The sequence below is a fragment of the Thermoclostridium caenicola genome (genome assembly GCF_900142095.1).
GTDB classification, from domain to species: Bacteria; Bacillota; Clostridia; order DSM-8532; family DSM-8532; genus Thermoclostridium_A; species Thermoclostridium_A caenicola.
This window is the reverse complement of sequence record NZ_FQZP01000005.1, coordinates 69,380-83,702: the sequence shown is the minus strand read 5'-3', so window position 1 is coordinate 83,702 and position 14,323 is coordinate 69,380. Positions and strand designations below refer to the sequence as shown.

Genomic DNA, 14,323 nt, shown 5'->3' with positions numbered 1-14,323 from the left:
CTTGAAATATGTCATCATTGGAAACTCGACCGCCGCTGTCGGCGCGGTGGAGGCCATCCGCAGGAACGACAGGAACGGCAGGATCGTGATTATCGGCAATGAAAAGTATCATGTCTACTCCAGGCCGCTGATCTCATACCTGTTGCTGGGCAAGACCGATGAGGAGAGGATGAAGTACAGGGGCGACGATTTTTACAGCACCCACCAGTGTGAGCTGAAACTGGGCAGGACAGCTCAAAAGATCGATGTGGAGCAAAAATGCGTCATCCTGGACAACGGGGAGACCGAAAGCTATGACCGGCTGCTCCTGGCAACCGGGTCCTCGCCGGTGGTTCCGCCCATACCCGGGCTGGATAAAATGGAGAAAAAGTTTACCTTCACCACGCTGGATGATGCCAGGGCGCTGGAGGAAGCCCTCTTTGAAGGCGCCAGGGTGCTGATCCTGGGCGCGGGTCTGATAGGCCTTAAGTGCGCCGAAGGGATCAGCAAAAAGAAGGTGGAGATCATCTGTGTGGATCTCTCTCCGAAAGTATTGTCCAGTATCCTGGATGACCAAAGCTCGGAGATGGTGAGAAAGCATCTGGAGGATCATCACATCAGGTTTTACCTGGGCCGCCAGGTTACCGGCTTTGAAGGCTATACGGCCGTTCTGAACGATGGTACCCAAATCCCCTTCGATGTCCTGGTGCTGGCGGTGGGCGTGCGGCCCAACATATCCCTGCTCAGGGATGCGGGCGGCAGGACCAACAGGGGGATCCTGATCGATGACCATTGCAGGACATCCATTCCCGACATCTATGCTGCCGGCGACTGCTGCGAGAGTCTGGATGTTTCATCCGGAGAAACAAAGATCATGGCGCTGCTGCCCAATGCGTACATGCAGGGAGAATGCGCGGGAATGAATATGTCCGGCGTGGATTATGTCTTTGACAAGGCCATCCCCATGAATGCCATAGGCCTGTTTGGGAAGCATATCATCACGGCCGGGACCTACAAGGGGGATACCTATTTTGAAAGTGACGGTGAACACTTCAAGAAACTGTTCTACTCCGACAACAAACTGAACGGGTTCATCCTCATCGGAAACATTGAAAAGGCGGGCATATACACCGCGCTTATCAGGGAAAAGACCCCGCTGGACACAATTGATTTTGAACTGATTTGCCAGACCCCCGGCCTGATGGCATTCAGCAGGGAAACACGGGCCGAAAAGCTTGGAGGTGTTGTAAATGTATCTGTTAGCTCACCAATTGGGATTTCGTGCGCTGAATGAGAAAATTCGCGGTACCAGCGAAGACGTTGTCATAGAGGAGTGTTACGGGGAACGCTTCATCGGAGCCGGAGCCACGGGCAGAACCATTACCATCAATGGTACACCGGGCAACGCGCTGGGAGCTTATCTGGACGGCGCTACCATCGTCGTCAACGGAAATGCCCAGGATGCTGTCGGCGATACCATGAATGACGGAAAGATCATCATCCATGGCAATGCCGGGGATGCCCTGGGATATGCCATGCGCGGCGGAAAAATCCTCGTAAAGGGCAATGCCGGTTACCGCACCGGTATCCATATGAAGGAATACCAGGACAAGAAACCGGTGATCGTTGTGGGCGGCTATGTGGGCAGCTTTCTGGGCGAGTACCTGGCAGGAGGACTGATCATCGTCCTCGGGCTTAACACCGAGGAATGCCCGGTTGGCAATTTCACGGGTACGGGTATGCATGGCGGCGAAATCTTCATCAGGACCCAAAAGATGCCCAAGAACCTGCCAAAGCAGGTATGCCACAGCCCTGCGGAAGAAGCGGATATGGACAGGATCAGGGATATTCTGTCGGAATTTTCGGAAACCTTCAACATAGGGATGGATGAGATCCTGGGCAAGCCCTTCCACAGACTTACGCCCAACGCCAAAAACCCATATAAGCAGCTTTACACCAATAACTAGCCGAAAATACCCGAGGTACCGGGAGCTTTAATTCTAAAAGGAGGGTGGCCAATGACCGCAACCGTTCAAGAGGTTCTGCAATTTGTAAAGGAGAATGATGTGAAATTTATCCGCCTGGCCTTCTGCGATCTGTTGGGCAGGGCAAAGAACATCTCCATCATGCCCGATGAACTGCCGGAAGCGTTCGAGAACGGCATCTCCTTCGATGCCCATGCCATAAACGGGTTCACCGATATCACCAACTCGGATTTGTTCCTGGTGCCCGACCCGACCACATTGTCTGTTCTGCCGTGGCGTCCCCAGCAAGGGCGGGTGGTCAGGTTCTACTGCAATATCAAAAACCCTGACGGCAGCGTCTTCTGGGGCGATACCCGCTCAATTCTCAGGTCGGTCCTCCGGCGCGGGGAGCAGATGGGTTTTTCCTGCATGGTCGGTGCCGAATGTGAGTTCTATCTTTTCAAAACCGACGACACCGGCGAGCCCACCACGATTCCCTTTGATCAGGGCGGTTACCTGGATGTGGCGCCCCTGGACAAGGGCGAGAATGTGCGCCGGGAGATTTGCCTTTGCCTTGAAGAGATGGGGATCAAGCCCGAATCCTCCCACCATGAGCAAGGGCCCGGACAGAATGAGATCGATTTCAAGTTTTCGGATGGCCTGAGCTGTGCGGATAATCTGGTGACCTTCAAACAGGTGGTCAAGAGCATTGCTGCCCGAAACGGCCTGTTCGCTTCCTTTTCGCCCAAGCCGCTGCCTGACCGGAGCGGGAGCGGACTGCATATCAATCTCTCCCTTGCACGGAACGGGTTCAACGTGTTCAGAAGCAGCGAGAAAAAGGACTTGAAGGAGGCGGAAAGCTTCATAGCCGGCATCCTGCTAAAAACACCTGAAATGACGGCTTTCCTGAATCCCCTGCCAAGTTCCTATGAGCGGTTGGGTGCCTTTGAAGCGCCCAAGTATGTTTCATGGTCACCGGGAAACCGTTCCCAGCTGGTGCGCATTCCCGTTGCCACCGGGGACAAAATGCGCATGGAACTGAGATCCCCTGATCCGGCGACCAATCCTTACCTGGCCTTCGCGCTCGTGATCAGCGCGGGACTTTATGGTATTGAATATGGCTTGCCGCTGCCGGACAGCCTCAATGTGGATCTATACCGCGCTGACGAATCGGTCACCGATTCCCTCGAGCGGTTGCCCGACAGCCTGGAAGAAGCCCTTAAGCTTGCCGCGGAATCCGAGTTTGTAAGGGACACGCTGGGCGAGAAGGTAGTTGAGCGGTACATCCAGCTGAAGCAACAGGAACTGCAGGAACTAAACCGAGCGGTCAACAAGCGAGAACACTTTCTGGAACATTATTTCAAGGTGATTTGAGGCTTTTTCAAAATTGCCGGATGGGTGGGATGCCATGGACAGTGCTCTTATTGTAAGCTATTCTGAAAAAACAGCAAATTCTCTGGCTCAAATTCTGGCAGAGGCCTCTGTGAACCGTATTACCACCCTTTCAAACGCCGCACAGGCCAGGCGGGTGCTGATCGACAATGATTTTGATTTATGCATCGTCAATGCTCCCCTGCCTGACGAACCGGGGGAGAGCTTTGCCCGCTATATTGCCGAGACAGGGGTTTGCGAAGTTATCCTGTTGGTTAAGGCCGAGCATTATGATGACATTGCCAGCAGGGTTGAAGATCACGGTATCATAACCATATCAAAGCCCGTGAACAAAATCCTGCTGTGGAACGCCATAAAACTGACCGCTGCCATCCATAATAAGGTTAAAGCCATACACAATGAAAATAAAAAGCTCATCCAGAAGATTGAGGATATACGGATCATAGACAGGGCGAAATGCCTTCTGATATCGCATCTTTCCATGTCCGAGCCTGAAGCGCATCGGTACATTGAGAAGCAGGCCATGGATATGCGGATGACACGGAGGCAGGTAGCCGAGGGCATCCTGAAGATCTATGAAAACTGAACGATCCTTGCCGGACCGGTTTTGGAGACGGCAAGGGTTGTCTTATGCTGCAAGGAGTTAAGGAGCGAAAGAATATGACGAAGTTTATCTTTATCACGGGCGGTGTTGTATCCGGGCTTGGAAAAGGCATTACAGCCGCCAGCCTGGGCAGGCTTCTGAAGCAAAGAGGCCTGAAAGTTGCCGCGCAGAAGCTGGATCCTTATATGAATGTGGATCCGGGGACGATGAGCCCATTCCAGCACGGCGAGGTCTTTGTTACCGACGACGGAGCAGAGACCGATCTGGATTTGGGCCATTATGAACGCTTTATCGACGAGGATTTGACCAGGTTTTCAAACCTGACATCGGGAAAGGTTTACTGGAATGTTCTGAACCGTGAACGTTCAGGCGGCTATCTGGGCAAAACGGTCCAGGTTATTCCCCACATAACCGGGGAGATTAAGGACTTCATATACAGGGGGGCCGAAACGAGCGGCGCCGACGTCCTGATCACCGAAATCGGCGGTACCACCGGCGATATAGAAAGCCAGCCTTTTCTGGAAGCCATCCGCCAAATCTCCCTGGAAAAGGGCCGCGGGAACTGTCTGTTCATCCATGTGACGCTGGTTCCTTACCTGAAGGGTTCCAACGAGCATAAATCCAAACCGACCCAGCATTCGGTCAAGGAACTCCAGTCCATGGGTATTTCGCCCGACATCATTATCGCGCGGGCCGACGAACCCTTTGATGAAAGCATCAAGGATAAGATTTCCCTGTTTTGCAATGTGAAGCGGGACTGTGTTATTGAAAACCTGACACTACCCTGCCTCTATGAAGCGCCCCTCATGTTGCACAAAAGCGGCCTTGACCGGGTGGTATGCCGGGAACTTGGGCTTGAGACCCCGGAACCGGATTTGCGCGAATGGGAAAACATGGTGGAGAAGATCAAAAGCCGGCAGAAGAAGGTGGTCATCGCCATTGTGGGCAAATATGTAAAGCTCCACGACGCCTATTTGTCCATCATTGAAAGCCTGAACCATGCCGGCTATGATACAGGGGCGAAGGTTGAAATCAGGTGGGTGGAAAGCGAGGATGTAAAGGATGAGAACGTGCATGTGCTCCTGGATGGCATCGACGGCATGATCATACCCGGAGGCTTCGGGGATCGGGGCATTGATGGAAAAATCATTGCCTGTCGCTACGCCAGGGAGAACAACATCCCGCTTTTGGGCATATGCCTTGGCATGCAGATTGCTGTCATCGAATATGCACGCCATGTTTGCGGACTTGCCGGCGCCCATTCTTCCGAATTTGATGCAAACAGCCCGCATCCGGTCATCGATCTGATGGAAGAGCAGAAAAGCATTACCCAGAAAGGTGGCACCATGCGGCTTGGAGCTTACCCATGCATCACCAGGGAAGGGACCCTGCTTAGGCGCCTGTACGGTCAGGAACGGATCAGCGAACGACATCGTCACAGGTATGAATTCAATAATGCTTATCGGGACATTTTGACAAGTAAGGGCTTGGTGATTTGCGGCACATCCCCCGACAATAAACTGGTGGAGGCTGTGGAACTGCCGACTCACCGGTTTTTTATAGGTGTACAGTACCATCCTGAATTCAAAAGCCGCCCCACTAAGCCCCATCCGTTGTTCCTCGGGCTGCTGAAAGCGGCTTTGAATATGTGATCCAGGGGGACGATCCCTGTGGTTCAAAAGGCTCCATAGGGACGGTTCTTGCGGAGCAATTGACCGGGCTTACGGGTTTCCTTTTTGATGCGAAGCACGGGAGCTATAGTGGGTACAATGCAGGTTATCATTAAGGGAGCCGAAAAACTGGTCTCTGTACTGCACATTGACCTGAAGAACCATCCCCCTGGATCGTCAATTAAGTGTTCACATTTTTCGCCGTTCTGCATATACAGTAATGTGAACAAAGGCGTTCACCGGATGATGTACGGTGCATCCTCCGGCGAACGCTTTTTTGTGTGTGCCGCAATGCCCGGCTGCCTGCAGGTCCGGCGGGCGTATGGTTGAAACGGCGGCACTATCCGGTCAGCAAGCGAGGTAACTGTATGTGCGGAATAGCAGGATTCTGTGATTACACCATGAACTACACCCATGATCCCGGTTTCTGGGGAAATACCCTGGTTGACATGAGGGAAGCCATCGCCCATCGCGGACGTGACAACACGGGAGAGTATTTGAGGGAAAATGTGGGCTTCAGCCATACGCGCCTTTCTATCAGGGATCTCTGTCACGGACAGCAACCCATCGTCCGGAAACGGGATGGCGTTGAATATGCCATCATCTATAACGGGGAGATTTACAATACCGATGAGTTGACCCCGGAACTGGCGCGGGCAGGATATGTTTTTGAAACCACCACCGACACGGAAGTGATCCTGTATGCCTACATGCACTACGGTCTGGATTTCGTTCATAAACTGAATGGCATCTATGCGTTTGCCATATGGGATGGAGGGGAGGAACGGCTTTTACTGGTTCGTGATCGCCTGGGCGTAAAGCCGCTTTTCTACACGATAAAGGCTCAAACCCTTGTTTTCGGCTCTGAGATAAAAGCCCTGTTCCGCTTTCCTGGAATTAAACCCGAACTGGACATGGAGAGTTTCCGGGAGATCTTCGGGATCGGTCCTGCCAGGACTCCCGGTCATGGCGTTTTCAAGGGTGTTTGCGAGATCAAACCCGGCCATTACGCGCTTTATACCAGGAAGGGCTTCCACACCGTACGGTATTGGGATATGGCAAGTCGCCGCCATACCGAAAGCTACCCTGAAACCGTGGAACATGTCAGGTTCCTTGTGCGGGATGCCATCAGAAGGCAGATGGTTTCCGATGTTCCGGTCTGCAGTTTCCTGTCCGGCGGTGTTGACTCCAGCATCGTCACGGCCGTAGCCTCGGAGGTATGCGCCGAGAACGGCGTGCGGCTCAACACCTTTTCGTTCGATTTCAAGGACAATAACCTCTACTTCCAGGCCAACGCCTTCCAGCCTGAGCGGGATCGGCCTTATGTGGACATTATGCTGGGCAGGTATGATTTGAACCATACCTATCTCGAATGTGATGAAAGCCAGCTGGTCGACTGGCTGTATACCGCTGTCGATGCCAAGGATCTGCCGGGCATGGCCGATATTGACGCGTCCCTCATGTATTTCTGCGCGCTGGTGAAGAAGAGCAACAAGGTTGCCCTGACCGGCGAATGCGCCGATGAAATCTTCGGCGGCTATCCATGGTTTCACAGGGATGAGCTCATGTGGGTGGATACGTTCCCCTGGTCAAGGGATTTGAAAACACGGACGCAGCTTTTGGCCGACGATTTTGTGAAGGAACTTCAGCTGGGGGATTACGTTGCCGAAAGATATGCCTGCTCTCTGCGGGATGTTCCTGCCCTGGAAGGGGAAGGCCCGGTTGAAAGAAGGCGCCGGGAGATTACCTATCTCAACATCAAGTGGTTCATGCAAACCCTTCTTGACAGGATGGACCGGGCCAGTATGTATGCCGCGCTTGAGGCGCGTGTGCCCTATGCCGATCACCGGATCATCGAGTATGTCTTCAACGTGCCCTGGGAAATGAAGTCTCGGGAAGGCGTGTCAAAATCCCTTTTGAGGGAGGCGTGCAGGGATTTGCTTCCGGAACAGCTTCTGCTCCGCAGGAAAAGCCCGTACCCGAAAACCTACCATCCCAACTATGAACGGCTGCTGGCCCGGAAGTTTACGGAGATCATCCGAAATCCCAACTCGCCTGTTATGGCTTTCATTGACAAGAAAAAAGCCGTTGCCTTTATACAGGCTCCGGCCGAATACGGCAAACCATGGTTCGGCCAGCTCATGGCCGGCCCGCAGATGATGGCCTATATGATTCAGATCAATTATTGGCTGGAGAAGTATCGAGCATGAGCAAACTTTCTTGCAGCAATTAATGGCGCAAGGGCGCTGGATGGGGGACAGAAGCCTGTCTGTTGGGAAGACATTTGCTTCTGCCCTTTTTATTTATGCGGGGACAGCTCATTACTGATAGCTGATGCGGCCGGCCGGTCTGATAGATGCTTTTCCTTGAGTTCATGCTATCCGTTTTATTGATATGGTATAATCGAATACTGGGGTAGTAGTAACCAAAAGCCGACCCCTCACCAACCCGAGACAGGAATGGGAAAACAAAGCATAACAGAAAGCAAGGAAAGCAGGAGATGAAGGTACGTTATCACTCAAGCTTGTGGGGCAGAGGATGCCTTCAGTAGCCTCGTCCATCGGGATCATCGGTGGCGCGCACGGGCCCACCGCCATTTTCTTTACAGGAGGGGACGTGGGCAGAGGAAAACCTACCGGCATGCGTGGGTTGCCCTTGCACAGCTGTGTTTCAATTCCTGCTTTCAGTGAGAATGAACCCGCACGCTTTATGATTGAGGGGATTGACATCCAAGAGCATGACAGTGCGACATTTCAGTTTGGAGACCTTGAATGATCCCCGATACTTGGGGAACAGGTGTGCAGTGGCCGATTGGATGAACCAACAGGAGGTATAATGATGAAAACCGTCGTGATCACTGGGGCCACCTCAGGCATCGGGCTGGAGGTGGCCAGGCTTTTGGCCGGGCAAGGGTTCAATGTGCTGGGGATTGGGCGCGATGAAGCCCGCTGCCGACAGGCGGAAGCTAGTATCCTGTCTGAAAACCCGGGCGCAAGGGTTGCCTGTTTTGCAGCCGATCTGATGCAGCAACGTGAAGTGGTCCGGATCGCTTCGGTCATCAGGAACCTGCTTGATGCGCAATGGAACGGTGAACTGCATGCCCTGATCAATAATGCCGGTTGTGTTCGGAGCCGGTATATGACAACCGAAGATGGTTATGAGCAGCAGTTTGCCCTCAATCATCTGGCCGGTTTCATGCTGACCCATATGCTGCTGCCGGTACTCTTAAAAGCGCGCGGGCGTGTGATTCTGACAGGAAGCAATTCCCATAAGGGCATCCGGGTGCATTGGAAAGATCCGATGTTTCGCAGGTGGTACAACCCACTTATAGCCTATAAACAGTCCAAACTGTGCAATATCCTGTTTGCCAAAGGCCTCAATGACCGTTATGGAAACACCGGCATCCGGGCTTATGTGGTGGATCCCGGCCTGGTCAAAACCGACATCGGCAACAAGGAAACCGGCTTTCTGGTCAACCTGGTATGGAGCCTGCGCAAGAGGCATGGCGTACCGCCCGCTGTACCGGCTGAAACCTACCTGTACCTGTGTCGGCAGGAACCCGCACCGGAGGGACTATACTATTATTTATGCAAGGAAAAGGCTTACAGCAGGCAGGTGACAAGCGAGAATGCGAACAGGCTTTTTGAGATCAGCAGGCGCCTTTGCGGCCTGGATGAGTGACCGAATGAAGAGGGATGCAGGCCAGCTTTTGCCTGGAATGATCTGTAGACGAATTGTCCCGGAAGAATGATACCTTTAATAATAAGGAGATGATAAAATGCCTCTGGAAATCCTATGCGGTGATATTACCAAGGTTCGCGTCGATGCCATTGTGAATGCAGCCAATCGGACGCTCCTGGGAGGTGGCGGAGTGGACGGGGCCATTCACCGTGCCGCAGGCCCTCAGCTTCTTGAAGAATGCCGTACTCTTGGGGGATGCGAAACAGGACAGGCCAAAATAACCGGTGGATACAGGCTGCCCGCGAAACATGTCATCCATACCGTTGGCCCTGTCTGGCGGGGCGGCAACCATAATGAAGCGAAGCTGCTTGCCGATTGCTACAGGAATTCCCTTGCCCTGGCTGTGGCCCATAAACTGGAGAGCGTCGCGTTCCCGCTGATTTCTGCCGGGGCATACGGGTATCCGAAGGAAGAAGCCGTCAGGATAGCCCTGTCGGAGATCAGCAACTTCTTAAATAGCCATGACATGGCGGTTTACCTGGTTTTATACGACCAGGCAACCTATGAGCTGGCACAAAAACTGTTTGCCCAGCTTATGCAGGAAAGCAATGCAGAGCGCACGGATGGCTGATCCGGCAAAGCCGCACAGTTCGGGTTTCCCTGCCGGCATGGCATGTTTTTAGGAGGAAAGGATGCAACTTGATAGAATCGTTTCATCCCTGTCCAGGGTCCGGGGCGTCAAAGCGATCGTCCTGGGTGGATCGCAAAGCAGGGGAGAAGCAGACCAGGAATCGGATTACGATATTGGCGTTTACTATGACGGGGATGTGCTGGATACAGCCGCCCTTGGCCAGTGCCTGAAAGAGCTTGATGATGGGCATAAGGACGATCTGCTGCATCCGCCGGGCCAATGGGGGCCGTGGATTAACGGGGGCGCCTGGCTTACCGTGGATAATACCCCCGTGGATATCCTGCTGCGGGATATTAAAAGAGTGGAAGAGGTTTTGCGGGATTGCACCAAAGGTCGACTCACCATCGATTACCAGTCCGGCCATCCTTTTGGCTTTGTCAACACCATCTACGCAGCGGAGACGCATTATTGCAAGCCCTTATGGCAGGACGAAGCACGGGAACTGGACAGACTGAAGGCTCTGCTCCATGCGGAGGGCGAGTACCCGCCCCTTATGCGGACAGCCACCATAGGCAGGTTTTTATGGGAAGCATGGTTTTCGCTGGCCTGCGGCCGAAAGGCGGCATTCAAGGGGGATACGCATTATGCCATGGGATCGGTTTTCCGGGCTGTCTGTTCGTGGCTGCAGGTACTGAATGCCGTAAATAACCGATATCTGATGAATGAGAAAGGCGCCCTGAAATGGGTGGATGACCTGACCATCAAACCACGGGAGATGGCGTCAAGGGTTTGCTCGGTTTATACACTGATGGCCGCAGGAAAAGCGGACGAGGCCTACCGGCTGTTGGATGAACTGCACAGTGAGATTGCCGGTTTGTCCGGCGAGACCGTGACGGACAGGATCCGATAAGGCTTTTTTCATTGACTCCCGGTTTGAACAGGATAGCCAAACGGGAGGATGGATTTGCTTAACGGCTGCGGCATTAAGCCTATGATTTGGTTGCCTGCAGCTTTTTTTGCTGTGGCGACTCTCCTTATGTGGTCGGCGGATGCCGGGGGCAGGGGGAACCAGGCTGTGACCCGGGTACTTGCTGCCGAAGGATTGAATTGTGATATAATGAAAAAGCTTGCTTAAGTGACGGCATCAACGTGTTTCTGTCGATTTCCTGCAGTAGCTTGGCTGTTATGAATTATGGATTTTAGCCCTGGGTTTGACAAGAGGTGAATGTCAAAGTGGAGATGACAATTATTCATGGACAGGGGCATCTTGGCAGTACATATCATGTGACGGACATGCTGAGGGAACAATTGGCTGGAAGGGACGCAACCGTCCACGAATTTTTTCTGCCAAAGGACGGTCCCGATTTTTGCGCAGGATGCTTCACCTGCATCACAAAAGATGAGAACCTGTGCCCCCATGCGGACAAGACCCGGAGGATAGTTGAATCCATGATGGGATCCGATATCATCATCATTGATTCCCCCACCTATTGCATGGAGATGACGGGGCAACTTAAGGTCCTGTTCGATCATTTGGGATATATGTGGATGACACACAGACCCAGAAAAGAGATGTTTGCCAAAACAGGCATAGCGGTTTCCACCACCGCCGGAGCGGGTGCCGGAAAAGTGACCAAATCCATAGCCAGGCAAATGTTCTGGTGGGGTATACCGAAGGTTCACCGGCTCGCTTTCAGCGTCCAGGCCATGGGTTGGAACGGTGTGAAAGATCCTGTCAGGGAAAAAATTGCCCGAAAGATAGAAAGTATTTCCCGGAAAATGAAGGCTGGAAAATACAGGCCCAGGATTTCCCAAAAATTTATCTTTCATATGTTCCGCAAAATCAATCAGCAGCCGAATCACTGGAATCCTGCCGACAAGGAATACTGGGAAAGGAACGGCTGGCTTGGCGAAGCCAGACCGTGGAAATAAAGGGATATATGAACTTGTGGCGGAGATGGGGCCGGGGTTTGACATACCGGCCCCATACCTGTGAAGACAAGCCGGATTCGGACTGCTTTCCTGAAAATGTATTGACAACCCTGAACCACAAATATACAATAATATTAGCACTCAAACGAATTGAGTGCTAATAAAACGACTGGGGTTTATTGGTTCTCACAGTTTCGGCGCATAGAGTTTCATGCAGATGCTTAAGCTTTACTTGGGGAAGTTTTAAGCGTTTTTTTGCTTAAATCGGTCTCTGACCATTGGATATCTTCCCTGGATTGGTGAATCAAAGGAGTGGATAGCTTAATGGTAAAGAGGTTTGAGACAAAGCTCGCGGATTCTAAAAGCCAGACGTATAAAGAATTGTTCAAGAGACTTCAGGGAAACCCGATCCTGACATCCAATGATTTGCCCTACGCGGCCAACACCATCTTCAATCCCGCCGCAACCCTGTATAACAATAAAGTCTTGCTGCTCGCAAGAGTTGAGGACAGAAGGGGATTCTCGCATCTTGTCAAAGCTGTCAGCGATGACGGTATCAGCAATTGGATCATAGATGAGAAACCTACCCTTGAACCTGACCCGGAGAATTATCCCGAAGAGGAATGGGGCATTGAAGACCCGCGCATCACCTGGGTGGAAGAGATAGGCAAGTATGCGGTGGTCTATACGTCCTTCTCCCGCGGCGGTCCGCTGGTTTCCATGGCCCTGACCGAGGATTTTGAGACATACGAGAGGCTCGGCCCAATCATGCCGCCGGAGGACAAGGATGCGGCCCTGTTCCCCAGAAGGATTAACGGAAAATGGCTGTTGATACACCGGCCCATCAATGCCAACTACGGGCCGGAAGCCCATATCTGGATCTCCAAATCCGATGACCTGAAATATTGGGGTGAGCACCAGATTCTGATCCATGCGAGAAAGGGTGCATGGTGGGATTCAAACAAGGTCGGGCTCAGCACCCCGCCCCTGGAAACGCCGGAGGGTTGGCTTATCCTGTATCACGGGGTAAGGCTGACTGCGGCGGGAGCCATTTACAGGCTGGGACTGGCGCTTCTGGACCTTGAGAATCCATGCAGGGTGCTGCGCAGAAGTGATGAATGGGTATTTGGACCGCAGGAATGCTACGAGAGGGAAGGCGACGTGGCCGATGTGGTATTCCCCTGCGGCTGGGTTCTGAACAAGGAGACAGGGAGAATCAATTTGTATTATGGAGCGGCAGATACCTGCATCGCCATGGCGACTGCAAATCTGAATGACTTGCTGGATTACATCAAAAGGTGTCCGGAACCGAAGCACAATGAATAAGACGCCACGCAAAAGCGGAGGAAAGCTGAGAACCATCAAGTCAGGAGGGATGCACGTATGAAGGCATTGTTTTTGGCAGGCGGATTGGGAACACGGCTCAAGCCGATTACGGACAATTTGCCAAAGCCGATGGTTCCGATTATGGGCAAACCCCTACTTGAGCGGAACATTGAAAAACTCAAAAGGCATGGCGTGGACGAGATTCTGCTGAGCACATGTTATAAACCTGAAATCATTAAGAACTATTTTGGAGATGGGAGCAAACTGGGAGTCAAAATCAGTTATATTACTGAGGATGAACCTTTAGGTACGGCCGGGGCCATAAGAAATGCCGCAAAATATATCGACGACACTTTCCTGGTGTTCAACGCCGATATCCTGAGCGATATTGATATTTCGGAAATGTTGCGCCTACACATGGAAAGGGGTGCCCGGGCCACCATAGCCGTGACCAGGGTTGCCAACCCATCGGCCTACGGTGTTATTGAACACGATGAAAACGGTTTTGTGACAGCATTCAAGGAGAAACCCAAGCCCCACGAGACCAGGTCTAACCTGATCAATGCGGGGACCTATATCTTTGAACCGGAGATCCTGGATGAGATTCCAGCAGGTCGGGCTGTATCGGTCGAGCGGGAGACCTATCCCCTGCTCCTTCAGAAGGGGTACCGAATTGCCATTTATGATCGGTGTTCCTATTGGCTTGACCTGGGAACACCGGGGAAATACCTGAAAGCCCACAAGGATATTTTGCGCGGTTATCATCATCTTTATGGGGTGAATTTCAACGAAAAGCGGCAATATATCAGTCCGACAGCCAGAATCAGCCGTACGGCTAAAGTGATCGGCCCGGTGTATATTGGGGACAATGTGATTGTCGGCCCGTTTGCCTTTATCGGTCCGGATACCGTTTTGGGAGACGGATCCGTTGTCGGGATGTGGGCAAAGGTTATCGGCAGTGTGGTGTGGAACGATGCCCAGGTGGGATTCGGCGCATCGGTTGTGGACTCCATGGTGATGTCCAATTGCAGGGTTGACAGTTATAGCGACAAATATAACACGGTGCTCACGGAACAAACCAGTCGTCCCATTACCGTATAACCTGCATGCGAACTGGTTGAGCGAATTGTATTGAGCCTTAATA

Annotated in this window: 11 protein-coding genes and 1 pseudogene; all 12 read left to right on the top strand. The window is 52.5% G+C overall.

The window, feature by feature from the left end; genetic code table 11:
- The first annotated feature begins 1 nt into the window (after window position 1).
- Window positions 2-1,273, top strand: a complete 1,272-nt coding sequence (locus F3H12_RS02860; protein ID WP_149677842.1) for an NAD(P)/FAD-dependent oxidoreductase — start codon at window positions 2-4, stop codon at window positions 1,271-1,273.
- Window positions 1,230-1,946: a GltB/FmdC/FwdC-like GXGXG domain-containing protein gene (locus F3H12_RS02855; protein ID WP_149677841.1), complete on the top strand. Its 717-nt coding sequence runs from the start codon at window positions 1,230-1,232 to the stop codon at window positions 1,944-1,946. The genes F3H12_RS02860 and F3H12_RS02855 overlap by 44 nt, the downstream gene beginning before the upstream one ends.
- Before the next feature lie 51 nt (window positions 1,947-1,997).
- A complete protein-coding gene (locus F3H12_RS02850; RefSeq protein ID WP_149677840.1) occupies window positions 1,998-3,317 on the top strand; it encodes a glutamine synthetase family protein in 1,320 nt (439 codons plus the stop codon).
- A gap of 34 nt (window positions 3,318-3,351) precedes the next feature.
- Entirely contained in the window at window positions 3,352-3,921 is a 570-nt protein-coding gene (locus tag F3H12_RS02845) for an ANTAR domain-containing response regulator (RefSeq protein WP_149677839.1), read from the top strand.
- A gap of 74 nt (window positions 3,922-3,995) precedes the next feature.
- The gene (locus F3H12_RS02840; RefSeq protein ID WP_149677838.1) at window positions 3,996-5,591 is read left to right on the top strand and encodes a CTP synthase; all 1,596 of its coding nucleotides are present in this window, start codon (window positions 3,996-3,998) and stop codon (window positions 5,589-5,591) included.
- Window positions 5,592-5,977: 386 nt separating this feature from the next.
- Complete coding sequence (gene asnB / locus F3H12_RS02835; protein WP_149677837.1) at window positions 5,978-7,819, top strand: asparagine synthase (glutamine-hydrolyzing); 1,842 nt, start codon at window positions 5,978-5,980, stop codon at window positions 7,817-7,819.
- 628 nt (window positions 7,820-8,447) lie between these two features.
- On the top strand, window positions 8,448-9,290 hold the full coding sequence (locus F3H12_RS02830; protein ID WP_188118333.1) for an SDR family NAD(P)-dependent oxidoreductase: 843 nt from the start codon (window positions 8,448-8,450) through the stop codon (window positions 9,288-9,290).
- 97 nt (window positions 9,291-9,387) lie between these two features.
- Window positions 9,388-9,885: pseudogene (locus F3H12_RS02825) on the top strand (O-acetyl-ADP-ribose deacetylase); the annotation flags it as partial.
- Window positions 9,886-9,982: 97 nt separating this feature from the next.
- Entirely contained in the window at window positions 9,983-10,831 is an 849-nt protein-coding gene (locus F3H12_RS02820) for a nucleotidyltransferase domain-containing protein (RefSeq protein WP_149677834.1), read from the top strand.
- Between the two features lie 329 nt (window positions 10,832-11,160).
- Window positions 11,161-11,853, top strand: coding sequence for a flavodoxin family protein (locus F3H12_RS02815; RefSeq protein ID WP_243133173.1), 693 nt, complete (start codon window positions 11,161-11,163; stop codon window positions 11,851-11,853).
- Between the two features lie 324 nt (window positions 11,854-12,177).
- Window positions 12,178-13,179, top strand: a complete 1,002-nt coding sequence (locus F3H12_RS02810; RefSeq protein WP_149677832.1) for a glycoside hydrolase family 130 protein — start codon at window positions 12,178-12,180, stop codon at window positions 13,177-13,179.
- A gap of 57 nt (window positions 13,180-13,236) precedes the next feature.
- On the top strand, window positions 13,237-14,280 hold the full coding sequence (locus F3H12_RS02805) for a nucleotidyltransferase family protein (protein ID WP_149677831.1): 1,044 nt from the start codon (window positions 13,237-13,239) through the stop codon (window positions 14,278-14,280).
- The last annotated feature ends 43 nt before the right edge of the window (window positions 14,281-14,323 follow it).